The organism is Micromonospora sp. NPDC049171, from assembly GCF_040648275.1.
GTDB lineage: Bacteria > Actinomycetota > Actinomycetes > Mycobacteriales > Micromonosporaceae > Micromonospora.
In genome coordinates, this window is sequence record NZ_JBEZDJ010000038.1 from 44,227 (window position 1) to 68,093 (window position 23,867).

Here is a 23,867-nt window from a genome sequence, read left to right on the forward strand (position 1 = left end):
CGGACCGGGCCCCCGCCACACCCCCCGCCGAAGGGCCATCCGCATGACCGTCTCCCCGCCGCGCCGGGTGCTCACCGTCCTCGCCGTCGTGGCCCTCACGGTTGGGGCCGCGCCGGCCGTGGCGGCGGCGGAGCCGGACCCGAAGGCCCTGACCTGGACGGTCCAGCCGGCCACCCCGAGCGGGCCCGACCAGCGCCGGTGGATCAACGCCAGCCTCGACCCGGGGGCGGTCGTGACCGAGCACCTGGCGGTCCGGAACTTCAGCCGTACCGCTGTCGCCTTCTCCCTGAAGGCCGCCGACGGCTATCTCACCGACAGGGGTCGGTTCAACATGCTCTCGTCCGACCGCCCCTCGGTCGACGGCGGCACCTGGATCGACGTGCAGGAGAAGGTCACCGTCGGCCCGAACGAGACGAGGGTGGTGCCGTTCACGATCACGGTGCCCAGGAACGCCACACCGGGGGACCACCCGGCCGGCATCGCCGCGACCGTCACCAGCACCGGTGGCACGGTCAACGTCGAGAGCCGGGTGGGTTTCCGGGTCATGGTCCGGGTCAACGGGTCCGCCCAGGCGACCCTGCCCGTTCAGGGCCTCACCGCGAGGTACACGCCGTCGTGGAATCCCTTCGCCGGTGGCACGCTGCGGGTCCGCTACACGGTCGAGAACGCCGGCAACGTCTGGGTCGGCGGAACGAGCCGGGTGGTGGTGTCCGACCTCTTCGGACGGACCAACCACGACGCCACAGGTGCGATCGAGGAGTTGCTCCCGGCCGGCAGTCGGCAGGTGCAGACCCGCGCCGACGGCGTCTGGGCGCTGGTGCGCCTCCGGACGACCGTCACCACGTCACCGGCCCTGCTCGGCGACGCAAAGGTCGGTGCCGATCTTCGGCCGGTCTCCGCCACCGTCACCACCTGGGTCGTGCCGTGGACACAGCTCGCGCTGCTGGTTCTGCTCGGCGTACTCCTCGTCGGTCTGCGGGCCGTGGTCCGGCGCCGCCGTCGTCGGCTGGCCGGGCTGCTCGCCCGTGCCCGCCAGGAGGGTCGGCAGGAGGGGCAGGAGTCGGTGCTGGTCGGAGGAGGGCCCTCCGGCGCTGAGCCCGACCCGGGCGACGCCCGCCGGTAGTCCGCCGCGCGCCGCACTCGCGTCGTCGGATCGTGGGCGGCGCGCGCAGGCCGGTGTGGCTGCAACAAACCTGCAAACGCTAACCCTTGCCTTCGGGGAAAACGCTTTCCTACCATTGCTGTACATCGATGTTCTATCTGTGAGCCGGGCGATCACACATCGATCAACGCCACCTCGGGTGCACCGCTTGCGCGGCCGGTTCCCTGCGCCTACCAGGGCGAGGCGGATGCCGACAGACCTTGGGTGCTGTCGAGCGGTCGGCAGGGTCTCCACCGAGCAAGCGTGCGGTCTGACGGGCCGCCACCCGGCGATGGACCTCTCGAATGTGAAGGTGAGGCGAGATGAAGAGACATGTCGCTCTGCGACTTCAGGCAGCGCTGGCCACGGCGGCCGTCGGGATCGCGGTCGCGGTGGCCCTGCCGACCCCGCAGGCGTCGGCGGCGGCCGGCAACGCCACCGGCTACGCCACCCAGAACGGCGGGACCACCGGCGGTGCGGGTGGGCAGACCGTACGCGCCACCACGGGCACCGCGATCCACGCGGCGCTCTGCGGCCGCCCCAGCAGCAGCACCCCGATCACCATCGAGGTCACCGGGACCATCAACCACGGCAACACCGCCAAGGTGTCGGGATCGAGCTGCAACACCACCGCCGGCGTGATCGAGCTCAAGCAGATCAGCAACGTCACCATTATCGGCGTCGGCAGTGGAGCGGTCTTCGACCAGCTCGGCATCCACATCCGCGACTCCAGCAACATCATCATCCAGAACGTGACGGTCCGGAACGTCAAGAAGTCCGGCTCGCCCATCTCCAACGGCGGGGACGCCATCGGCATGGAGAGCACGGTCCGCAACGTCTGGGTCGACCACGTCACGCTGGAGGCGTCGGGCGGGGAGTCGCAGGGGTACGACGGCCTCTTCGACATGAAGGACAACACCCAGTACGTCACCCTGTCCTACAGCATCCTGCGCAACTCCGGGCGCGGCGGCCTCGTCGGGTCGAGCGAGACTGACCTCTCGAACAGCTTCATCACCTACCACCACAACCTGTACGAGAACATCGACTCCCGGACACCGCTGCTGCGCGGCGGCACGGCCCACATCTACAACAACCACTACGTGGGCCTGCACGAGTCGGGCATCAACTCCCGGGCCGGTGCGAAGGCGAAGGTGGAGAACAACTACTTCCGGAACTCCAAGGACGTGTTGGGCACCTTCTACACCGACCAGCGCGGCTACTGGCAGGTGAGCGGCAACATCTTCGACAACGTCACCTGGTCTGGCCCCGGCAGCGACAACTACCCCGCCGGTCCCAACCCGACGTCCAACACCACCGTCACCATCCCGTACGCGTACAGCCTCGACGGGGCGAGTTGCGTGCCGGACGTCGTCCGGCAGACGGCGGGCCCCAACACGGGTCTGCGGGTGTCGAACGGCAGTTGCTCACCGCAGAGCCCGTCGCCGACCACGCCGCCGCCGACGAGCGCCCCGCCGACCACGACTCCGCCGCCGACCACCCCGCCTCCGGGCGGCGGGACCAACCTCAGCCTCGGTGCCGGTGCCGACGGGTCCAGCAAGGCCAGCGGGACCAGCTACGGCAACGTGCGGGACGGCGACCTCGGCACCTACTGGTCGCCGGCCGGAGCGACCGGCACCATCTCGATCAAGTGGGGCTCCCCGACCCGGGTGTCCCGGGTGGTCATCCGTGAGCCGTCCGGGACCCAGGGCTCCATCGGGGCCTGGCAGCTCATCAACAACGACAACGGGGCCGTCCTGGCCTCCGGCAGCGGGGCGGGCTCCATCACCTTCTCCTCGACCTCGCTAAGCAAGATCAACTTCAAGATCAACAGCTCCGGCGGTACGCCGCGGGTCGGCGAGTTCGAGACGTACGCCAGCTAGCTTGCGCGGGCGGGAGCGGCGGAACCCGTCGCTCCCGCCCTCGCGCGAGCACCCGTCACTCGAACACCTCGGCGGTTGCTCCGAGCTGAACGGTCTGCGCTGAGCACCGAGCCTGACCTCGACGCGGCCGGGGCATGTCGTTCTGCTGAGCGTGATGCCGGTGAGTCATCTTGATGACTCAGCGACATCAAGGTCTCCGCGGCATCGCCCGACAAGCATTGGCTGGCTGGCTGGCTGGCCGGCCGGGCCGGGTGCGGCGGGCGGGCGTGGCCGGGCGAGAGCTCTGCTCGGTCTCCGGCGCGCACTCACCGGAGACTGCCCGCCCCCAGTGCCAGCCGGGCCAGGAGCGCGTCCAGGGGCAGGTCCGCCGCGCTGGGCAACACCAGGTCCGCGGCCGTGAAGCGGGCGTGGTCCGCGTGGCGGTTCGGCACGGCAACGCACCGGAGCCCAGCGGCCCGTGCCGCCGCCACGCCGTGCGCGGTGTCCTCGAACGCGACAGCCTGATCCGCGGGCAGCCCGAGCCGATCCAGCGCCAGCAGATAGACCGCCGGATCCGGTTTGTGGGCCGGCACCTCCTCGCCGGTCGCCAGCACCTCGAACCGCGCCCGCAGCCCCGCCTGGTCCAGCAGCGCGCCCACATGCGTGATCGGGGAACTGCTCGCCACGGCGAGCCGCAGCCCCAACTCCGCGGCCCGGTCCAACCACCCCAGGATGCCGGGCGCGGGCGTCAGCGCCGCATTCAGCTCTGCCCGGTACGCCATCCGCAACGTGTGGCTGGACGTGCGGTCGTACGCCGGCCCGACCGCCGCTGCGAGCGCCACATACCGGGCGTCGTTCGCGTCGCCACCGTGGTCGGCGAAGAAGCCCGTCGGGTCGAGCCGCAGGCCGTGCCGTCGCCACTCCCACCGCCAGCTCTCCAGCAGCGTGGTCTCCGTGTCCATCAGCAGACCGTCGAAGTCGAGGATCAGCGCTTTGATCGTCACGGTGGCCAAGTATTCCGGTGCTGGTCGCCGCGCACGTCCCCAGCCCCGGATGGTCGCGGTCGAGCCCGGGCCCTCGTGCCGTGCGTCGGGCCGACGGTCACCGCTGGTTGTGGACGAGAGCCAGGAGGGCGGCGTGCGTCCGCTCGTCGGCGGCGACGACGAGTCCTTTCCCGTCGGGGTGAACCGGCCCACCGTCGATTCCGGTGACCACACAACCGGCCGCCTGACCGAGGGCGATTCCGGCCGCGAAGTGGACGCTGTCGCACAGGTGCTCGCCATCGGTGACGTAGCCGGCGCGGCGACCGGCGGCCACCCAGGCCACGGCCAGCGTGGTGGAGACGACGCGCGGGCGGAACTGTTCGATGAACCCGTCGTCCGCGAGCATCCGGGCGGCCAGGAAGACGTGTCGGTTGGGAAACGGCGGGTCGAGATTGACGTCGACGAGACGTGACTCGGCCGACGGGGTGAGCCGCTCGTCGATGCCGCCACGCCGGGCGTACGCGGTGCTGCCGTCGGTCCAGAACACCTCGTCGGTGAACGGGTCCGCCGAGGCGGCCACGGAGACGCGGGCCCCTGCACGCAGGGCGACGTTCACCGAGGTCAGCATGGTCCGCACGGCGTAGTTCAGCGTTCCGCACAGCGGGTCGACAAGCCATGTACGTCCGTTCGCGCCGGTGCCGGTGTGCCCGCTCTCCTCCGCCAGCACGGTGTCGTCCGGCCGGCCGGCGCGCAGGACGTCGAGGATGGCCCTCTCGGCCTCGACGTCGGCGGTGGTGGCGAAGTCGTCAGCGGTCTTCATGAAACGGGCCAGCGACGATCCGTACTGCGAGCGGACGACCGCGGCTCCGGCTTCCGCCGCCTCGACGGCCAGCGCATGATCGGTGATTGACATGTCCGACATGATGCCGCCCGCCCGCCCGGACGACGGGCGGGCGGCATCACCACCGCATCAGCAGTCGCAGTCCGGTGGCACGACGTAGAAGAAGACACTGCCGGTGGTTGCCCGGTACGTGGCGGTGCCGGACCAGGAGAACTCGTACTGGAACTGCGGGTAGGTGCTGGCGTCCATGGTCGGCAGCGAGTCGCGGTAGGAGAAGGTGCCGTCGGCGGCGGTGGTCACGCCCGGGAGGGTGACCTCGGAGCCGTCCGGGCCGATCCGCCGCACGGTCAACTTCCACCGCCCGCTGATCGACTCGCCGTTGAGATCGGTGACCCTGCCCTCGATGACCGCCTGCTGCCCGTTGAGGAGGGTGCGGTCGGGAGAGGTGGCCTCGATGTAGGTCGGCTGCTTCTGCACGGTGCCGGAGATGGTGCCGGTGGTCCTGCGGTGGGTGGCGTCGCCGTCCCAGGTCACGGTGTAGGCCACCGGCCCGGTCCTGCTCACGGTGTCGTCGAAACCGAAACCGCAGGAGGCGTCGGTGGTGACGTCCGGCAGCCGGCTCGCCGCGCCGCCGTTGACCCGCCGGCTCACGTGCACCACGGTCGGGCCCTGGCACGCGCCGACGTCGTAGGTCACGGCGCCGGAGACCCGGAACGGCAACCCGATGTACGCGGGATCCGCCACCTGACCGGCGACGTGCGAGTCCGTGGACGACACCGTCACCTCGTGGCTGGCGGACGGCGACGCGTACACCGAGTCGCCGTGCCAGGTGACGGTGTAGACGTACCGGCCGCCCTGGCTGGGCGTATCGAGGACGGTGAAGGCGCCGCGGCTGTCGGTGGTGACGTTCGGCAGTTGTTCGATGGCACCGTCGAGGCGGTTGTTCCAGATCGTCCGGGTCACCGCCAGGGTCTGCGGTTGCGTGGGAGCCCTGCCGTCGAGGCCCAGGACGCCGGAGAGCGACAGTTGCCTGCCGTCCCTGCCGTTGCCCGGCCCGCCGAGGGTGAGCGTCGCGGCGCGCCCGGCCACCGGAACCGTCGCCGAGGCCGTGCTGCCGTGGTAGTCACCTGTCGGATTCCAGTAGACGTCGTAGCGGATCTGCCCGCTCAGCGGGGGGACGTCGGTGAGGGTGAAGGTGCCGTCGGCCGCGGTGGTGGCCGAGAGGGTGACCCAGGTGCCGTCCGGAATGGTGCGGCTGACCTGAAGCTCCTGCACCCCCGGGTCGGTGCCGTCGGCGAGGGTGAGCCGGCCGGTGACGCGCAGTGGGTCGAGCGCGATGCCCGAGTCGGGCGCGGTCAGGGTGATGGCCGACGTCGGAAGCGTCGCGTCGACCACGTGCCAGAGCCGGAACGCGCCTTCGCGCTCGATGACCGTGAAGATGTCCCTGCCGAGGACGGTCACGGTGCCGAGCACCATCTGACCGAACTCGGTGCTGGCCGTGTTGATCACCCTGCCGCTGGCGGTGTCGTAGATCATCAGCGCTGGGCCTTCGCCGACGTAGTGGCCGGCCGCGAGGTGTCGACCGTCCGGGCTGAACGCCACAGCCGTCGGCCATCCTGAGGAGCCGCCGTAGCTGTGCACCTCGGCGAGGGTGGCGGTGTCGTACGCGAGAGCCTCGGACCTCCCACCCCAGGCGGCGACCAGAAGCGAGCCGTCCGGGTTGAGCGTCAGGTCGCCGAGCACCGGCACCTCGATCGTGCCGCGCTCGGTGGCCTGCTGGCCGTCGACGGCGTAGACGTGGACCGTCGACGGATGCAGTTCGGTCTCGCCGAGGGCCAACACGCCGCCGGCCACGGCCAGGGCCGGAGCACCGAACTTGTTGTCGGTGATGCTGACGACGGTGGGGGAGGCCGCGGCGAGGTCCAGGGTCAGTGCTCCGCCCGCCCCGCTGCGCTCGCAGCCGTAGCCGACCCAGACCCGGCTGCCGGAGAGCGCGAGGTGCTGGGGGCAGCGCTGCCCGATGTCGATCCTGCGGACGACCTCCCCGGTGCTGGTGTCGATCTCCGCCACCGCACCGCCGTCGTACAGCGCCACGTAGAGGCGGTCGCCGCCGGGTGTGATCGCGAGGCCGCGCGGGCCGGCGAGCCCACGCACCGTGTCGGTGATGGCGCCTGTCGAGTCGGCGACGATCACCCGGTCCGTCGCGGAGACGAAGACCCGGCCTCCTGCGGCGGCGGTGTCGAAGACGGCGGTGACGTCCGGCAGTCGGGTCACGCTGTCCGCGGCGGCAGTCGGTGCGGCCGCCCCCGCCGTGGCGAGGGCTGGCCCGGCCACGCCGACCGCGGCGGCGGCGGCCAGGGTCACCACGGCGGTCGCGCCGGCAACCCGGCGTGACAGTGCGGCGCGGGTGCCGACGAATGATGGTCTGTGAAGCATTGTTCTCCCCGTCTGGGGTGACGGGTCGTCACCCCGCACGGGATCATGGCTGGCCCTTCCGACGGGAATCCACCCGTCTCCGCCAGGCGGTGGGGCATTTTCACATGTCGATAACTGCGACATCGCTCCGCTGCCCCGCCGGACCTCGTGGCACGGGGGACGACGGTCAGGAGATCGCCGCCCGGACCAGCTCGACGACCTTCTTCTCCACCGCCGGGCTCCACTTCTGTAGGGCGTACGCCACCGGCCACAGGTCGCCGTCGTCGAGGTTGGCCGCGTCCTGGAAGCCCAGGGTCGAGTACCGGTAGTTGAACTTGCCGGAGTCCTGGAAGAAGACCACGATCTTGCCGTCGGCGTTCGCGTAGGCGGGCATCCCGTACCACGTCTTGGGCGACAGATCCGGGGCGGCGGCGGTGACCGTCACGTGCACGCGCTCGGCGAGCGCCCGGTCGTCCGGCTCCATCTGCGCGATCCGGTCCAGGATCGCCTGTAGCCCGTCGGCCTTCTTGGCGCCCTTCTTGCCCTCGGCGCGCAGCTCGGCGGCGCGCTCCTTCATCGCGGCCCGCTCCTCGGGGCTGAAGCCGTCGGACTCGGTCGTGGCGGTCTTCGCGGACATTCGCGGGCTCCCTCTCGTCGTCCAGTCTCGGCGTGCTGCCGGTGACCTGGGAAAAGGCTAGACCGGGTGGTACCGGGCGGGCTTCTCGATTCCTGATCGACCAGCCGCGTCCGGACCACACCAGCGCTGACCGCGCTCAGGCGGCGGCCACCTTTCGGTACGCCCACGGCGTGCGGGGGGAGCCCGGCGACTACGACGCCGCTCGGGCGGCGGCAATGGTCCGGCCACGCTCGGACTCCGGGAAGCGGTCGAGCATCGCACGCACCTCGTCGGCGCTCACGTTGGCACCGAACAACTCGCTGCCGGGTTCGAGTCGTACGCCCTCGGCCAGGCGGCCGGCGACGACCGGATCGAAGCCCAGCGCGTCCACCAGCGCCGCGACCGTGGCGAGGTCCGTGGCGTCGTCGCCGGCGATCGCGATGGCCTTGCGGCCGGCCGATCCCGCCGGCCGCGCCTCGTCCTCAAGATCGTGGTAGCCCATGTGGTTGAACGCCTTGACTATCCGGGACCCGGACAGGAACGCCTGGACGATCTCGCTCGACGAGGTACGCGGGTCGGTGAGGTCGTCGCGGATGCCGTCGATCTCCCACCAGTAGTTCATCGCGTCGACGACGAGCTTGCCGCGCAGCGCCTCGGCGGGAACGCTGCGGTACTTTCCCAGCGGCAGGGCGAGGATCACGATGTCGGCGGCGGCCACCGCGTCGACCGCCGTGGTGGCCGCCGCCCCCGGAGCGAGCACCTCCACGGTGAGGGCGATCTTCGCCGGGTCGCCGGAACCGGCGACCAGCACCCGGTAGCCGGCGGCGACGGCGAGCCGGGCGAGCACCGTGCCCACCTTGCCGGCCCCGAGCACGCCAAGGGTCTGGGGCCGATCGTTGTCGAACATGTCGTCCTCTCGGTTCTGACGTGCTGATCAGGCCAGCAGTTCGCGGACCATGGGGATCACCCTGGAGCCGTACAGTTCCACGGCCCGCATCCGGGCACTCACCGGTTGCGCGCCGGCCGAGTAGATGAGGTCGAACCGGCCGACGCCGAGGCTGCGGATCGCGCGGGCCATCCGGCGGGCCACGGTCTCCGGCGAGCCGATGTAGAGCGAGCCGTTCTCCACCTCGGAGTCGAACTCCTGGCGGCGGATCGGTGGCCAGCCCCGCAGTTTGCCGATCCGGTCTCGCATGATCCGGTAGTGCGGCCAGTAGATCTCCTTGGCCTGCTCGTCGGTGTCGGCGATGAAGCCCGGCGAGTGCATGCCGACCGGGTGCGCGGTCGTCCCGAGTTGGTCGGCCGCCCGGCGGTACAGGTCGATGTAGGGCGCGAAGCGTTCGGGGGCGCCGCCGATGATGGCGAGCATGAGTGGCAGCCCGTACTGGGCGGTGCGGACGACCGACTGTGGTGAGCCACCGACGCCGACCCAGGTGTCCAGGTGACCCGACTCCGTCTTGGGAAAGACGTCGGCGTTCTCCAGCGGGGCACGCAGGGTGCCACTCCAGGTGACCGGCTTTTCGTCGAGCAACTTGACGAACAGTTCGATCTTCTCCTCGAACAGCGTGTCGTAGTCGCGCAGGTCGTAGCCGAAGAGGGGGAACGACTCGGTGAACGAGCCGCGACCGAGGATGACCTCGGCTCGGCCGTTCGACAGCGCGTCCACCGTGGCGAAACGCTGGAACACCCGGACCGGGTCGTCCGAACTCAGCACGGTCACGCCGGAGGCCAGTCGGATCCGCGAGGTACGGGTGGCGATGCCCGCCAGCACCGTCTCCGGTGTGGAGACCGAGTACTCCGGCCGGTGGTGCTCGCCCAGCGCGATGACGTCGACGCCGAGGTCGTCGGCGAGCACGGCCTCGTCGACGACCTGGCGGATCGCCGCCGCGTGGGAGACGAGCTTGCCGTTGTCGTCCTCCGGTACGTCGCCGAACGTGTCCAGGCCGAACAGCAGATCAGACATGGGTGGGCTCCTTCGCCAGCAGCTCCCGGACCCGCGGTGCGACCGCACTGCCGAGCAGTTGGATCGTGCGCGCGCGTGCCTCGCGGGGCAGGTGCATGATGTCGTACTTCAGATCGAAGCGGCTCAGCCGCAGGTCGCGGGCGACCGTGGCGATCTTCTGCGCCACCGTCTCGGGCGACCCGACGAAGAGCGCACCATGGTCGATTTCCGCCTCGTAGCGTGCGCGGTCCGGTTTGTAGAAGCCGCGTTCCGCGGCGAGCGCCGCCGCGACCGGCTGCCAGTACCGCCACCACGTCTCCACCGCCTCCTCGTCGGTGTCTGCGACAAGGCCGAGGGAGTGCTGCCCGATTGGCTGCGGGGTATGCCCGAACTGTTCGAGCGCTTTGGTGTACAGGTCGACGTGGCCGGCGAACCGCTGGGGGCGTCCACCGATGATCGCGAGCAGGAGCGGAAGTCCGTGCCGGGCGGCCCGGATCACCGAGTTCGGGCTGCCCCCGACGCCGATCCAGGTCGGGATGCCGCCGGGCCGCATCCGTGGATGCAGGCGCTGGCCGGTCAGGGGAGTTCGCACCGTTCCGGACCAGGTGACCGATTCGTCGCGTTGGAGCCGGAGGAAGAGGTCCAACTTCTCCTCGAACAACCGCTCGTAGTCGGCCAGGTCGTAGCCGAACAGTGGAAACGACTCGGTCGCCGACGCGCGTCCGAGGACCATCTGGGCGCGGCCGTTGGACACGGCGTCGAGGGTGGCGAACTCGTGGTAGAGGCGTACCGGGTCGTTCGTGCTGAGCACCGTGACCGAGGTGCCGAGGCGAATCCGCTCGGTCGCCGTCGCGGCTGCCGCGAGCAACACGGGCGTGGCCGAGTCGTTGTGGCCCTCCCGGTAGTGCTCACCGAGGCTGAACACGTCGAGTCCGACCGACTCGGCGAGTTGTGCCTCCTCGACGAGCAGCCGTACGGTCTCGGCGTCGCTCAGGACCCGGTCGCCGTCGGTGGCCACCTCCCCGAACGAGTTGAGCCCCAGTTCGAAATCTGCGGCTGTCATCGTGCCCTCCTCGGTACTCCCCGTCGGCGATCCGCGGAAGCGGACCTACCGGTTGACGTGTCAATGATGCTAACTTGGCGATTGACACGTCAATTCCCGGGAGAGTGGCATGACGGAGACCACACCTGTCCGGCGGGGTGGGCGCCAGCTACCGACAGCGGAGGAGCTACGGATCTGGCGGGACTTCATCGAGACGACGGCGGCGCTGGGTTCCCGGCTGGAATCCCGTCTCCAGGGCGACTCCTCCCTGTCGACGGGGGACTACGCCGTCCTGCTCGCTCTCAGCGAGGCACCGGAGCAGGCAATGCGCTCGTCCGCACTCGCGTCGCACATCGGCTGGGAGCGCAGCCGCCTCTCCCACCATCTGGGGCGGATGGAGCGGCGCGGCCTCATCCGCCGCCAGGAGTGCGCGACAGTCCCCCGAGGGGCGGAGGTGCTGCTCACCACGGCCGGCGCCGAGGCGTTCGGCAAAGCCACATTTCCCCACCTGCGCGCCATTCGTGAACTCTTCGTCGACGCCCTCACACCGGACCAGATCGTCGCGGCGGGCGAGATCGCGGCGGCGCTCCGAGCGCGCCTCGACGCCCTGCGCGAGGATTGATCACCCAACTGGTGGTCAACTTCGGCCTCGGGCTCTACCTCGCCTTCAACCGTTGACGCGACGAGCCGTGGCCAGCAGGAACGCCTGGTCGTCCCGCTCCGTGCCCCGAGCGCGTCGCACCAGGCGGCACTCCTCGCGCAGGCCGGCGGCCTCGATCTCGGCGGCGACCCGATCCGGCGGGTAGCGGTGTCGCGCCAACCGGATCTCGTGCCCGAACCGGCGACGGTAGGCCGCGGACAGGTCGCGTGTGCCGTCACCGGCCTGGAATCCGACGAGCAGGTGGCCACCCGGGCGCAGCACCCGGGCCGCCTCCGCGAAGACGCGCGCCTGCCCGGCGGGAGGTGTGTGGATGGTGGAGTACCACAGCAGCACGCCGGCGAACCGGGCGTCCGGGTAGGGCAGGGCGCTCAGTGAGCCCACGGTGAACATCAGGTCGCGGTGGTCACGCCGGGCGCGGGCGATCATGCCCGGCGACAGGTCGACGCCGTGCACCAGACACCCACGGTCGGTGAGGTACCTGCTCATCCGGCCCGGGCCGCACCCGGCGTCGAGGACCCGGGCGTCACCGCCGGACGTCACCGCCTCGGCGAACGCGTCGACCATGGCGAGGTCGACTGGTGCCTCGGCGCGGGTGTCCGGCAGGAGAGTGGCGTAGTCCTCGGCGACGGTGTCGTAGGCACGTCGTACGCCGCGCAGGTCGAGCGGATCGGAGGCCGGGGAAGTCACGGGCCGCATCATCGCACCGGGGAACCACCGCCGGTCGGGGACTACCCCTGCCAGGCGTCGATGGTCCGGACACCCTCACGCAGGGCCCGGTCCACGACGGCGGGGTTGCCGCTGGTGCCCTCCCAACCCTGGTCGTCGAACACGGTCACCACGGTGTCGACGCGTGCCACCGCGATCTGGCTGGTCGCCTCGCGGCCGGTGTGTTCGCCGTTCAGGCTCGTCTCGGGCCACGTGCGGGTCAGCAGCAGCGCCTCGTCGCCGACACCGGGCACGGCCTTGCTCTTGACGGTGGCCCGGTTTCCGAACTGCTGGTAGGTGGGGCATGCGTCCAGGGCGGTACGCAGACGTGTCATGTACGCCGTGGCGCCGTCACCCTCGAAGGTGAAGATGGTCTGGTGGATCGTCCCCTGCGCCACATCGGCGGCGGTGGCGCCCGCCGACTGGTACATGACGGTCATCGCGGCGCTCGCCGTCACCTGCCGGCCTCCGGTGCCGAACTCGTTGGCACACAACTTCGGCAGGGCGTCCTCGACGGACAGCGTCCGACGGGGAGACTTTCGCAGCTCGGCGGGCAGCTCGAAGAAGGCCGACGTCGGGATGGTCGTCGGGCCGCTCGCGCTCGGCGAGGGCTGGCCGGTCGGATCCACTGCGGCCGACGCGGACGTCGGCGCCGCGGTGGACGGGGTCGACCCGGGCTTGTCCTCGGTGCTGGTGCAGGCGGCGGCAACGGTGATGGTGCCCAGTAGCGGGATCAGCGCAAGCACGCGTCGCATACGGGCGGGCGATGGCGGTGTGTGTCGGCTCATGATCACCTTTCGTCGATGTGGGGGCAGTTCCCGATGGGGCACCGTCCCAAACGACGGTTCGCGGCCGTCGGACGCTCACCCGAGCGGTGGTAATCGGGATGTCGACACATCCGTGGCCGGCTAGGCTGCCCACATGACCAGCGTGATCGCCAAGTGCACCGGAGCGTCTTCTGACGTCCAGGTCGGTGCGCGGCGACGCCGGCGATCCGTCGCCCGCCCGCGCTGACCTGTTCCCGCGACCGGCGGATCGAGCCGCCGGTCGTGCGCCTGTCGTCCTCGGTCCGCCCCGCATCTCCTGTCGTCAACGGCTCGCGTGACAGCGCGGGTCCGAGTGAGATCGGCGTACTCATGGATCTTGAAAGATTGTTGTCCGACCGGCTGGCGCCGGCGTTCGCGGCGGTGGCCGGCGGCCCGGTCGACCCGCTCGTGCGGCGCTCGCCGCGGGCGGACTTCCAGTCCGACGCGGCGCTGGCGCTGGCCCGGCGGCTCGGCCGCCCGCCGCGCGACATCGCCGCCGCGGTGCTGGAGCACGCGGTGCTCGACGACGTCTGCGTGTCGGCGGAGGTCTCCGGGCCGGGCTTCATCAACCTCACCGTCGCCGACCCGGCACTTGCCGACCTGGTCGCCGGGTTGGCCGGCGACGCCCGGCTCGGCGTGCCGGCGACGGCGGCCCCGCAGACCGTGGTGGTCGACTACTCGGCGCCGAACGTGGCGAAGGAGATGCACGTCGGGCACCTGCGCTCCACGGTCATCGGGGACGCGGCGGTCCGGCTGCTGGACTGGCTGGGGCACCGGGTCGTGCGGGTCAACCACCTGGGCGACTGGGGGACACCGTTCGGCATGCTGATCGAGCACCTGGCCGACCTCGGCGAGGCCGGGGCGGCGGACGAGTTGTCGATGGGTGACCTGGACGGCTTCTACCGGGCGGCGCGGGTGAAGTTCGACGCCGACGAGACGTTCCGGGAACGCTCGCGGCTGCGGGTGGTCGCGTTGCAGGGCGGCGACGAGCGGACGCTGCGGTGGTGGCGGCTGCTGGTGGCGCAGTCCGAGCGGTACTTCCTGACCGTCTACGACCTGCTCGACGTGACGTTGTCCGCTGACGACTTCCGGGGCGAGAGCGCCTACAACGATCTGCTCGCGGGGGTCGTCGACGACCTGGACCGGTTGGGCCTGCTGGTGCGAAGCGGTGGGGCCGACTGTGTCTTCCCGGCCGGGTTCAGCGGCCGGGACGGCGATCCGGTGCCGCTCATCGTGCGCAAGAGCGACGGGGGGTACGGCTATCCGGCCACCGATCTGGCCGCGTTGCGGCAGCGCGTCGGTGAACTGGGCGCGACCCGGCTGCTGTACGTGGTCGGGCTGCCGCAGCGGCAGCACTTCGCGATGGTGTTCGCGGTCGCCCGGACGGCCGGTTGGCTGTGCCCGCCGGCCCGGGCCGAACATCTGGGCTTCGGGTCGATCCTCGGCGCCGACGGGCGGATGCTGCGCAGCCGGGCCGGCGAGTCGGTGAAGCTGGTCGGCCTGCTGGAGGAGGCGGTCGCCCGCGCCACCGACCTGGCCCGCAGGAGAAACCCGGAGCTGGACGCCGAAGCCGCCGCCGAAATCGGTCGCGCGGTGGGCATCGGCGCGATCAAGTACGCCGACCTGGCCACCGATCGGAGGAAGGACTACGTCCTGGACTGGGAGCGGATGCTCGCCCTGGACGGCAACACCGCGCCGTACCTCCAGTACGTGTACGCCCGGATCCGGTCGGTGTTCCGGCGCGCCGGAACACCCGCGCGGCCGGACACGCCGATCGTGCTCACGTCGCCGGCGGAGCGGGCGCTCGCGGTCGAGCTGCTCGGCTTCGCCGCGGTGGTCGGCGAGGTGGAGCGAAGCCTCGAGTTCCATCACCTCGCCGGGTACCTGCATGGGCTCGCCACCGCGTTCAACGCGTTCTACGAGCGCTGCCCGGTGCTGCGGGCCCCCGACGAGCTGCGGGAGAGCCGGCTGCTGCTGGCCGAGCTGACGGCCCGGACGCTGCGGCAGGGGCTGCACCTGCTCGGCATCCGGACTCCGGAGCGGATGTGAGGGGTCAGCGGGTCTTCTTCGTCGCCCGCTTTCGGGGCGGCGTCAAGAGGTCGGCGATCTGGGCGATCGCGGCGGGCACCAACCGGTAGTAGGCCCACACCCCGCGCTTGTCGCGTTCGAGTAGCCCAGCCTCGGTGAGGATCCTCAGGTGATGACTCACCGTCGGCTGGGAGAGGTTGAGCGCCCCGGTGAGGTCACTGACGGACGCCTCACCTTCCGGCGCGGACTGGATCAGACTCAGCAGTCGCAGTCGGGCCGGATCGGCGAAGGCCTTCAGCACCCCCGCGAGCCGTTCGGCATCGGCCCGCTTGATTGGATCGCCGGTCAGCGGCGAGATCGCAGGCATGGCAGTTTTCGCAGTTCCCACGCCTGCCATAGTGACACCAACTCGATCGATAAGCCGGTAGAACCGGCATCAATACTCCGATGGCGTCCGTACGGCCGCACGGGGACGACCGAACGTGGACACGTAGCGGCCGTGTGGGGCTCCGCCGCGCCCCACACGGCCCTACGCCGACGGACAGGCCGTCGAGTCCGCCGCGACCGGAGGTCAGCGGCGAGGTCGGGGTGTCAGGCGCGGCAGGACGTATGGTGGGCCAGCGAAGATCAGATCCGACTTCACCTCGTGGTACGCCCGCTTGGGCTGGTAGTTCTCGTCGTAGATCGTGGCCAGGCCCTCCGGCGGGTCGTCGAACCAGCCCGGCACCCAGGAGTGGTTGTCGCTGAAACCCCAGACCGTGTACGACAGGCAGCTGCGCACGGCGAGGCACGCCTTCATCAGCACGCTGAAGTTGGCGGCCGACGCCTGCAACCGCGGGTTGATCTCCTCCGCGTTGCCGGCCCGGACGGCCTCGGTCAGCTGACTGCGGACGTCGACCTCGGTGAACGCGGTCGCGACGCCGAGCCCGCTGAACTTCTTCAGCGCGGCGGTCACCTGGAGGGTGTCGAAGTTGCCGTACTGGGTGCCCAGGTGACCCTGGGCACCGACGCCGTCGATCGGCACACCCTGGGCGAGCAGGCCCTTCGTCATGTCGTAGACGAACTGGGTCTTGTCGTCCGCCGGGTTGCCGGAGCCGAACGCCTCGATGTTGTAGTCGTTGTAGAACAGCAGGGCCTTGGGGTCGGCGGCCCGCGCCCAGCGGAACGCGTCGGCGATGTAGCCGGGCCCGAGGTTGTCGGCCCAGAAGCCCTTGTAGTGCAGGGTCGACGGGGTGTCCCAGGGGTCGCTGACCGCCTCGTTGACCACGTCCCACTGCCAGATCTTGCCCCGGAAATGGTTGACGACAGTGGTGATGTGCTTGCGCAGCAGCTCGCGCAGCTCCTGCTTGCTGATGGAGCCGTCGGCGACACCACTGGTCAGCCAGCTGGGCAGCTGGTTGTGCCAGACCAGCACGTGCCCGCGCACGCTCTGCCGGTTGCGCTTGGCGAAATCGATGAGCTGGTCGGCCGCCGCCCAGTCGTAGGTGCCGCGGGTGGGCTCCAGGACCTCCCACTTCATCACGTTCTCGGCGGTGACCGAGGTGAACTCGGAGGAGGCCAGCGCGCGGTACTGCGGGTCGCCGGCGTCGTTGAGGGCATCCGTGTTGACCGCGGTGCCGACCTGGAGGCCGTGGCGCAGGCCGAGGGCGCCGAGGCTCTGCGCGGTGGGGTCGTACGGCCGACTCGCGGTGGCGGGCACCGTGTTCAGCGCCGCGACGGTCGCGACGGCGACCACGCCGACGGTCGTCCACTGTCTCAGCTTCATGTGCCTTCCCTTCCAGACCTTTGATCGACAAGCATCGATCAATTAGGGTGCGGGTCCGGTGTTGGCGGATGGGAGCGGGTTCGGGGGCCCGGGTGCGGGACCAGGGGGCGGTAATTCCGGCCGGTGACCGGAAACCTGCTCGAAACGTTAAGGCCGTCGATGTCCGGGCGTCAACGCTGAAAACTTCCGGAAATTCGTCATATGACCTGCGCCGGCTAGTCGAAGATGCCCGCGAAACTTTCGGAGGTCGACGACCTGCGGGCACCGTCGACCCGGGGGCCGACGATGCCCGCCGTCACTTGCCGGAGCTGGCGTACGTGGTCAGCGCAGGCCGGCGAAGAGGTCGTCCTCGGGGGTCGGCGCGTCGGTGCGGTCCCGGACCCGGACGAAGGTCTCCACACCCATCAGCTCGGTGAACCGCTCCCGGCCCAGTTGCAGGAAGAAGATGTTCTCGGTCTGGCTGGCATGGGTGGCCAGGGCGTCGAACTTCTGCGCTCCGAAGGCGCTGGTGTCCACCCAGGTGCTGATCTCGTCGTCGGGCAGGCCGAGCTCCGGCATCGGCTCCGCCTCCGGGTCCGGTGCGTCCCACTCGACGCCGAGCTCCCGCATGATCTGGCCGAACTGCTCGAACGCGGTACGCGGCACCGTGGTCCAGTACACCTTCGCCGGGGTGTCGGTCTGCTCGACGGCGGCCATGGTGATCCGGTGCGCCTGGATGTGGTCCGGGTGGCCGTAGAAGCCGTTCTCGTCGTACGTGACGATCACGTCCGGTTGGTATTGCCTGATCAGCTCCGCGAGGCGGCCGGCCGCCTCCGCCACCGGCGTCGTCCAGAACGCGCCGGGCTGGTCGTTTGTCGCCCAGCCCATCATGCCGGAGTCGGCGTACCCCAGGGTCTCCAGGTGGCTGACCTTCAGCACGGCGCAGCTGGCCTCCAGCTCGGCCTGGCGCATGGCCACGACGGCGGCCGGGTCGTGCCCCGGGTCGCCCGGCTTGACCCCACCGGGGCCGTCACCGCACCGCCCGTCGGTGCAGGTCACCAGCACCGTCGTGATCCCCTCCGCGGCGTAGCGGGCAAGGACGCCACCGGTGCTCGTCGCCTCGTCGTCGGGGTGGGCGTGCACCGCCATCAGGGTCAGAGGTCGCTCAGCCATGCCATCACCCTACGGTCGGTGCCCCGCCCGCAGGCGCGGAGGGCGGCGAAGTCGCTGGCGACGGGCGCATCATAGCCAGCCCGGAACGGGTGCCGCCGATCATGTGTGAACCCTGCTCACCGGCCTGGCCCCGGCTCTAGGTTGAGACGTGGCCAGCACATCCGAGAGGTCGGGACGCGGGGAGAGGTGCGATGGCGGGGGCCGGCATGGGGACGTCGTTCGATGACGTGAGACAGGTCGACGCGGGGGTCCTGAGCGTCGGGTACGTCGACGCGGGGCCGCCCGACGGGCCCGCGGTGATCCTCCTGCACGGCTGGCCGTACGACATCCACAGCTTCGTCGACGTCGTGCCGCTGCTCACCGACGCCGGTCACCGGGTCGTCGTGCCACACCTGCGGGGCTACGGCACGACCCGGTTCCTCTCCGACGACACCATGCGCAACGGCGAACCGGCAGCCCTGGGGCTCGACCTCATCGCCCTCATGGACGCCCTGAAGATCGACACCGCGAAGCTGGCCGGGTTCGACTGGGGCGCGCGTACGGCCGACGTCGTGGCCGCGCTGTGGCCCGAGCGCTGCCGAGGGCTGGTGTCGGTGAGCGGCTACCTGATCGACGGCCAGGCATCGGGCAAGGTGCCGCTGCCCCCGAAGGCGGAACTGGCCTGGTGGTACCAGTACTACTTCGCCACCGAGCGCGGCCGGGACGGGTACGACCGAAACCGACGCGACTTCGCCCGGCTGATCTGGCAGACCGCGTCCCCGAAGTGGTCCTTCGACGATGCCACCTTCGACCGCAGCGCGACCGCGTTCGACAACCCCGACCACGTGGACGTCGTGATCCACAACTACCGGTGGCGGCTGGCCCTCGCCCCCGGCGAGTCGCAGTACGACGAGGTGGAGAAGCGGCTGGCCGCCAAACCGAAGATCACGGTGCCCAGCATCTCGATGGAGGGCGACGCCAACGGCGCGCCGCACCTGGAGCCCAGCGTCTACGGCAAGCAGTTCGCCGGGCAGTACGAACACCGGACCGTCGGCGGCGGAGTCGGGCACAACCTGCCCCAGGAAGCGCCCCGGGCCTTCGCGGACGCGGTGCTGGACGTCTGACCGGGCCGCTATCCCCGGCGGACCGGTCGCGAGGGCTCCGGACGTTCCACCCGCACCGGGTCGCCGCGAACGAGGTCGTCGTGCACACGCCACCGGGCGGTGGTGACGGCACGCCGGGCCGCCTCGTCGCCGTGCTCGATGCGCTGCCGCAGCAGGTGCAGGGCGATCCGGCGGTTGAGGCTGAACTGCCGCTCCTCGTCCACCACGACGACGATGCCCGAGGGACGGTGCGTCGCCCGTACCGCCGTGCTGGCCTTGTTGCGGTGCTGACCACCCGGGCCGCCGGTCCGGCAGGGCACGATGTCGACATCCGTCTCGGCGAACGTCGTCGGCGTGGCGTCGGGTTGCGGTGGCTGAGCGGTGACGTACCAGTTCTTGCGGCCCGTGCCCGCCCGGTAGGGGCTCGGGGCCTGCCAGCACAGCGTCCCGGTCCACGAGGCCGCGAACGCGTCGGCGTCCGGACCGGTGATCCGGATGAGCGCCGACCGGTAGGTGCCGGGCCGATCACCGGGTGACATCCGAAGCTGGGCGATCGTCAGACCTCGGCGGGTGCCGTCCCCCGTCAGGCGGTGCAGGAGCTGGGCCACTGCCCAGGCACATTCGGCGGGGCCGCGACCGGCGGACAGCAGCAGGAGCACGCTCACGACCGCCCCCGTCCGCCGCGGTGGCCGCGCCGCTCGGCACGGGCGGTGGGCCCGAGATCGGGCGTCTTGTAGGTGACCAGGGGAGTCGTGCTGACCACCGGGGTGGCCAACCGGTGCTCGACCAGATCGGCGATCACCTGCTCGATGCGCTTGTACGCCGTGGGCGCCTCCTCGAAGAGCAGTTGCCGGTCGCCACACACCACGAGCGAACCCACCGGAGTACGGCGAAGCTCCTCGACCGTGTGCTTGGCCCGGCCCCGCCGCAGCGCGTCGGCGCGCGACATCTTGCGGCCGGCGCCGTGTGCCACCGAATGGTTGGCCTCCGGCCCGGCGTGGGCGGCCACCAGATAGGAGGCCGTGCCCCGGGTGCCGGCGACGAGGACGTCCCGGCCGTCGCCCGGCGCCGCGCCCTTGCGGTGCAGGTAGACCCCGTCGGAGACCTCGACCAGGTTGTGGCACTGGTCGACGATCGGTGCGGTGGGCTCCGCCCCCAACGCGTACGCGACTCGGGCCGCGAGCACCCGGCGGTTGAGCGAACCCCAGCGCACGGCCTCGTCGTGCATCGCCAGGTAGGCGGCGGGATCGGGAGCGGCACCGGCGCCGTGCACCTCGGTGTGCGCCCGCAGGATCCGCTCGCCCAGACCACGGGACCCACTGTGGACGATGAGCACGAGATCACCGGCGTCGAGCCCGAGACGACCCGCGTGGTTCGCGTCGAGGATGGTGTCGACCCGGGCCAGTTCGACGAAGTGGTTGCCACGGCCGACCGTCCCGAGGCCGTCCAGGTGACCGGCCGGGACGTCGTCGGGCACGTGAGCCCAGGCCGGGTCGTCGGCGTCCCGCTCCGGGTCCAACGCGCGGTCGAGGTCGGGGAAGCGGGAGGCGAGCCGCTCCGGCACGGCACGCTTGAGCTTGATGGGGAACACGGCGATGCCGCAGCCGATGTCGGAGCCCACCAGGAACGGGTACAGCACCGTCGAGGCCATGGCCGCGCCGATGGGCGCGCCCTTGCCGGGGTGCAGGTCCGGCATGGCCGCGACGTGGATCATGCCGTCGAGGGCGGCGACCTGCTGGCACTGCGCGAGCGCGGCGGACTCGATCCAGCTCGCGGGTGAGGCGAACACCGTGACGGTGGCCGGGGTGGACGGGGGCAGGGACTCCCCAGGGGAGTGGTGCTGGAGCAAGGAGGGCTCACTTCTCACGCAGACGCGGGAACGGACGACGGCACGGCCTCCCGGGCGAGGTCACCGGAGGCGGGTGCGTGGGGGCGGTTCCGTCAGTACGTCATGGACGCCACTCTCGTGCAGTCCGTCGCGTCCGACAAGTTATTTTCCGGCGCACCGGGCGCTGCCGTGCGGGCTCGCCGGGCCGGGCACTGACGGTAGCGCGACAGGTGTCGGATGACTGATCGCCCCTGGCCAGTCGCTCGTCCACTATCCGTTCATGCTGACTGGGCGTGACGGCCTGCTCGTGGAGGCCCGTGCCGCGCTGGTCCGGGCCGCCGGTGCGGTGCTTCTCGGCCCGGCCGGTGTGGGGCGCACCGCCCTCGCTCGGGCTGCCGTCGCCGACCTGCCGCCCCGACTGTTCCGCGAGGTCTGGATCACCGCGACCGCGGCGAGCAAGGAGGTGCCGTTCGGTGCGCTCGGTCAACTCCTCAGCGGCGGTCACCCGGCCCTGCACCCGGCCCTGGTGCACAACACAGTGCTGGCCGCCCTGCGTGAACGGTGTGGCTCCGGCCGTACCCCGGTGTTGGTCGTCGACGACGCCCACCTGCTCGACGGGCCGTCCGCCGGCGTGCTGCTCTCTCTGGTCCAGGCCCGTGCGGTCCGCGCGCTGGTCACCGTCCGGGCCGGGGTCCCGGCCCCGGACGCGGTGGTCGCGCTGTGGAAGGACGTCGGGCTGCCCCTGCTGATCGTGCCGGCCCTCGCCGAGGACGCGGTCGCCACCCTGGCCGAACAGCGGTTGTCCGGCCCGGTCAGCCGCTCCACCACCCAACTGCTCTGGCAGTGGACGGGCGGGCTGCCGCAACTGGCGACCGCATTGATCGACCACGGGCGGGAGGTCGGTTCGCTGGTGCGCGACACCGACCAGTGGCGGTGGCGCGCCCCCCTCGTGGTGCCGGCACAGGTGGCCGACCTGCTCGACCGGGAACTGGACCGCGTCGGCCGCCTCGGCGAGGACGCCCTGGCCGCGTTGGCCCTCGGTGGGCCCCTGCCGCTGTCCGTCGTGGAGGCGGCCGCGTCACCGGAGTTGATCGCCGATCTCGAACAGCTCGGCCTGGTCCGCAGCGAACAGAGCGACGACCAGATCCTGGTACGACTCCGCCACCCGATGCTCGGTGCCGTGCTTCGTCGCCGGATGTCGCCGGCCCGGCGTCGCCGGGTGTCCGCCGCTCTGCTGGCCAGCACGCCCCAGGGCACGACCCGGGGCGCATCCGCGATGGCCAGCGCGCTGTGGGCGGTGCACGCCGGCCAACCGGTCGGATCGGCCGAGCTGCTCAGGTCGGCCAGCCTCTGCCTGTACGCGGATCCGACCGCCTCGGAACAGTTGGCCCGGCGGGCCCGGGAGCGCGGCGGCGGGGCACCGGCGGCGGTAGCGCTCGCCGCCGCCCTCGTCGAACAGAGCCGCACCGCCGAGGCGTACGAGACGCTGGCCGCCGCACTCCGCGATGCCGAGGCCGCCGGTGACCGAGGCGCGCAGGTGACCGTCCGGGTGGCGTTGGCCAGGCACCGGGCGTGGGTGGGGCGGGAGCCTCGGCAGGCGTACGACGATCTGCTGCGCATTCGCGCGGACGCCGAGGCCGCCGGTGACGCGGCCGGTCGGGCGGAGGCGGCGGCGGTCGCCGTGGTGGTCCAACTCTTCAGCGGTCAGGCGGCGCGGGCGCTGCACGATGCCCGCGAGTTGCTGGGTGCGACACCTCCGCCGGCCGGGCAGCTGCGGGTCACGCTGGCGTCGGTGGCCGCGCTTGCCCTGACCGGGCGCACCGCGGAGGCGGCGCGGATGGGCCGTGCGGCGGTGCGCAGGTCCGGGTCGTCGGCACTGCCGTTCGCCCGTGGCATGGCCGCGGCGGCGCTGGCGTTCGCCGAACTGTGGCGGGAACCCATCCCGACCGGGCCGGTCACGGACCCGGCGGCGGGACGGTGGCCGATGCCCGACGACCCGCTGGTCTCCGGGCTGTCCCACACCGCGTGGCCGATCTTCGACGGCTACGCCCAGCGGGTCAGCGGTGACCGGGTCGGCGCGATCAGCCGGCTCCGGGACGCCGTCGCGCAGCAGGCCGACGGGGAGGGGCTGTTCCGGTCCGAGGCCACCGGCTGGCTCGCGATCACCCTCGCCGAGGACGGCCGCCCGGACGAGGCCGAGGCGGTGCTGCGGGAGCACCCCGTCGACGCGGTCGCGTTGGTGCCGGGTCTGCGGCCCTGGGCGACGGCCGCGGTAGCCGCCGCGGCCGGTCAGCGAACGCGGGCGGCCCGGTTGATGGACGAGGCGATCGCCGTCGCCCGGACCTCCGGGTGCTGGCTGGTGGAGCTGGGTTACCTCATCTACGCGGCACACCTCGACCCGGTCACCGGGCCGACCAGGTACGCGGGTCGCATCGCCGAAGCGATCGGGCACGTGGACGCCGAACGCCTCGTCACCGCCGGTCGGGCGGTGCTCGCGCTGGCCGGCCGGAACCCGACGGTGCTGCTCGAACACGCCCACCGCCTGCTCGACGTCAACATGAGCGGTGAGGCGCTGAGACTCGTCGACGAGGTCACCCGGCGTACCGGCACGTCCGACAGTGCCCGGCTCTTCGCCGACCTGCGCACCCGACTTCGGGCCGCGGCACCCGGCGACCCGGCGGTGGCGGCGGGGCTGACCGCACGAGAGACGCAGATCGCCGGGTTCGCCGCCCGGGGCCTGTCCGACCGGGAGATCGCCGACCAGTTGGTGCTGTCGGTGCGGACGGTGCAGACGCATCTGGGTCGGGCGTACCGCAAACTCGCGGTGACCTCCCGGCGTGAGCTGTCCGACGCGTTACGCCTGGTCGGGTGACGGCCGTGGGGGGGGCCCCCCCCCCCCCCCCGCGGCCCCGAGGCTAACATGATGTGGATTTTATGTATAAAGATGGAAAGCCGGGTGTGGGGGACTGACAGTCCCCCCCCAACGCGACCACGCCGCGAA

The 23,867-nt window shown here is 71.3% G+C and carries 20 protein-coding genes; 6 read left to right on the forward strand and 14 right to left on the reverse strand.

Annotated elements, in window-relative coordinates:
• Positions 1 to 43: 43 nt before the first annotated feature.
• Together AB0B14_RS33520 and AB0B14_RS33525 are read left to right on the forward strand one after the other, a co-directional pair.
• Positions 44 to 1,123 carry a hypothetical protein gene (locus AB0B14_RS33520; RefSeq protein WP_357526039.1) on the forward strand — a complete coding sequence of 360 codons (1,080 nt, stop codon included), beginning with the start codon at positions 44 to 46 and terminating at the stop codon, positions 1,121 to 1,123.
• A gap of 341 nt (positions 1,124 to 1,464) precedes the next feature.
• On the forward strand, positions 1,465 to 3,021 hold the full coding sequence (locus tag AB0B14_RS33525; protein ID WP_357526041.1) for a polysaccharide lyase family 1 protein: 1,557 nt from the start codon (positions 1,465 to 1,467) through the stop codon (positions 3,019 to 3,021).
• Between the two features lie 305 nt (positions 3,022 to 3,326).
• Here the strand turns inward: AB0B14_RS33525 and AB0B14_RS33530 are convergent, their stop codons facing one another.
• The 7 genes from AB0B14_RS33530 to AB0B14_RS33560 all read right to left on the reverse strand — a co-directional run bounded on the left by AB0B14_RS33530 (position 3,327) and on the right by AB0B14_RS33560 (position 10,860).
• Positions 3,327 to 4,004 carry an HAD-IA family hydrolase gene (locus AB0B14_RS33530; protein ID WP_357065233.1) on the reverse strand — a complete coding sequence of 226 codons (678 nt, stop codon included), beginning with the start codon at positions 4,002 to 4,004 and terminating at the stop codon, positions 3,327 to 3,329.
• Positions 4,005 to 4,101: 97 nt separating this feature from the next.
• Positions 4,102 to 4,896 carry an inositol monophosphatase family protein gene (locus AB0B14_RS33535; protein WP_357526043.1) on the reverse strand — a complete coding sequence of 265 codons (795 nt, stop codon included), beginning with the start codon at positions 4,894 to 4,896 and terminating at the stop codon, positions 4,102 to 4,104.
• A gap of 57 nt (positions 4,897 to 4,953) precedes the next feature.
• The gene (locus AB0B14_RS33540; protein WP_357526045.1) at positions 4,954 to 7,260 is read right to left on the reverse strand and encodes a hypothetical protein; all 2,307 of its coding nucleotides are present in this window, start codon (positions 7,258 to 7,260) and stop codon (positions 4,954 to 4,956) included.
• Positions 7,261 to 7,426: 166 nt separating this feature from the next.
• Positions 7,427 to 7,876 (reverse strand): hypothetical protein, encoded by a 450-nt coding sequence (locus tag AB0B14_RS33545; RefSeq protein ID WP_357526047.1) that lies wholly within the window; start codon positions 7,874 to 7,876, stop codon positions 7,427 to 7,429.
• A gap of 190 nt (positions 7,877 to 8,066) precedes the next feature.
• Positions 8,067 to 8,762 carry an NAD(P)-binding domain-containing protein gene (locus AB0B14_RS33550; RefSeq protein WP_357526049.1) on the reverse strand — a complete coding sequence of 232 codons (696 nt, stop codon included), beginning with the start codon at positions 8,760 to 8,762 and terminating at the stop codon, positions 8,067 to 8,069.
• 27 nt (positions 8,763 to 8,789) lie between these two features.
• Entirely contained in the window at positions 8,790 to 9,818 is a 1,029-nt protein-coding gene (locus AB0B14_RS33555) for an LLM class flavin-dependent oxidoreductase (RefSeq protein ID WP_357065242.1), read from the reverse strand.
• Complete coding sequence (locus AB0B14_RS33560; RefSeq protein ID WP_357526050.1) at positions 9,811 to 10,860, reverse strand: LLM class flavin-dependent oxidoreductase; 1,050 nt, start codon at positions 10,858 to 10,860, stop codon at positions 9,811 to 9,813. The genes AB0B14_RS33555 and AB0B14_RS33560 overlap by 8 nt, the downstream gene beginning before the upstream one ends.
• A gap of 109 nt (positions 10,861 to 10,969) precedes the next feature.
• On the opposite strand from AB0B14_RS33560, the gene AB0B14_RS33565 reads away from it, so the two are divergent.
• On the forward strand, positions 10,970 to 11,461 hold the full coding sequence (locus AB0B14_RS33565; protein ID WP_357526052.1) for a MarR family transcriptional regulator: 492 nt from the start codon (positions 10,970 to 10,972) through the stop codon (positions 11,459 to 11,461).
• Between the two features lie 45 nt (positions 11,462 to 11,506).
• Here AB0B14_RS33565 and AB0B14_RS33570 read toward each other — a convergent pair whose 3' ends face one another.
• Together AB0B14_RS33570 and AB0B14_RS33575 are read right to left on the reverse strand one after the other, a co-directional pair.
• Complete coding sequence (locus tag AB0B14_RS33570; protein ID WP_357526054.1) at positions 11,507 to 12,187, reverse strand: methyltransferase domain-containing protein; 681 nt, start codon at positions 12,185 to 12,187, stop codon at positions 11,507 to 11,509.
• 41 nt (positions 12,188 to 12,228) lie between these two features.
• Positions 12,229 to 12,960, reverse strand: coding sequence for a hypothetical protein (locus AB0B14_RS33575; protein WP_357526056.1), 732 nt, complete (start codon positions 12,958 to 12,960; stop codon positions 12,229 to 12,231).
• A 381-nt stretch (positions 12,961 to 13,341) separates the two neighbouring features.
• Between AB0B14_RS33575 and argS the strand changes: the two genes are divergently transcribed.
• Positions 13,342 to 15,060: an arginine--tRNA ligase gene (argS, locus tag AB0B14_RS33580; protein ID WP_357526058.1), complete on the forward strand. Its 1,719-nt coding sequence runs from the start codon at positions 13,342 to 13,344 to the stop codon at positions 15,058 to 15,060.
• A gap of 4 nt (positions 15,061 to 15,064) precedes the next feature.
• Here argS and AB0B14_RS33585 read toward each other — a convergent pair whose 3' ends face one another.
• From AB0B14_RS33585 to AB0B14_RS33595, 3 genes are all read right to left on the reverse strand, one after another.
• Positions 15,065 to 15,406: a metalloregulator ArsR/SmtB family transcription factor gene (locus AB0B14_RS33585; protein WP_208641223.1), complete on the reverse strand. Its 342-nt coding sequence runs from the start codon at positions 15,404 to 15,406 to the stop codon at positions 15,065 to 15,067.
• 204 nt (positions 15,407 to 15,610) lie between these two features.
• Positions 15,611 to 16,804 (reverse strand): endo-1,4-beta-xylanase, encoded by a 1,194-nt coding sequence (locus AB0B14_RS33590; RefSeq protein ID WP_357526060.1) that lies wholly within the window; start codon positions 16,802 to 16,804, stop codon positions 15,611 to 15,613.
• 321 nt (positions 16,805 to 17,125) lie between these two features.
• Positions 17,126 to 17,956, reverse strand: a complete 831-nt coding sequence (locus AB0B14_RS33595; RefSeq protein WP_357065259.1) for a PIG-L family deacetylase — start codon at positions 17,954 to 17,956, stop codon at positions 17,126 to 17,128.
• A gap of 227 nt (positions 17,957 to 18,183) precedes the next feature.
• Here AB0B14_RS33595 and AB0B14_RS33600 point away from each other — a divergent pair, with 227 nt between their 5' ends.
• Positions 18,184 to 19,059, forward strand: a complete 876-nt coding sequence (locus AB0B14_RS33600; protein ID WP_357065261.1) for an alpha/beta hydrolase — start codon at positions 18,184 to 18,186, stop codon at positions 19,057 to 19,059.
• 8 nt (positions 19,060 to 19,067) lie between these two features.
• Here the strand turns inward: AB0B14_RS33600 and prfH are convergent, their stop codons facing one another.
• Complete coding sequence (gene prfH, locus AB0B14_RS33605) at positions 19,068 to 19,703, reverse strand: peptide chain release factor H (protein WP_357065262.1); 636 nt, start codon at positions 19,701 to 19,703, stop codon at positions 19,068 to 19,070.
• Entirely contained in the window at positions 19,700 to 20,887 is a 1,188-nt protein-coding gene (locus tag AB0B14_RS33610; protein WP_357526062.1) for an RNA ligase RtcB family protein, read from the reverse strand. The genes prfH and AB0B14_RS33610 overlap by 4 nt, the downstream gene beginning before the upstream one ends.
• 259 nt (positions 20,888 to 21,146) lie before the next feature.
• Between AB0B14_RS33610 and AB0B14_RS33615 the strand changes: the two genes are divergently transcribed.
• Positions 21,147 to 23,738 (forward strand): LuxR C-terminal-related transcriptional regulator, encoded by a 2,592-nt coding sequence (locus tag AB0B14_RS33615; RefSeq protein ID WP_357526064.1) that lies wholly within the window; start codon positions 21,147 to 21,149, stop codon positions 23,736 to 23,738.
• Positions 23,739 to 23,867 lie beyond the last annotated feature (129 nt).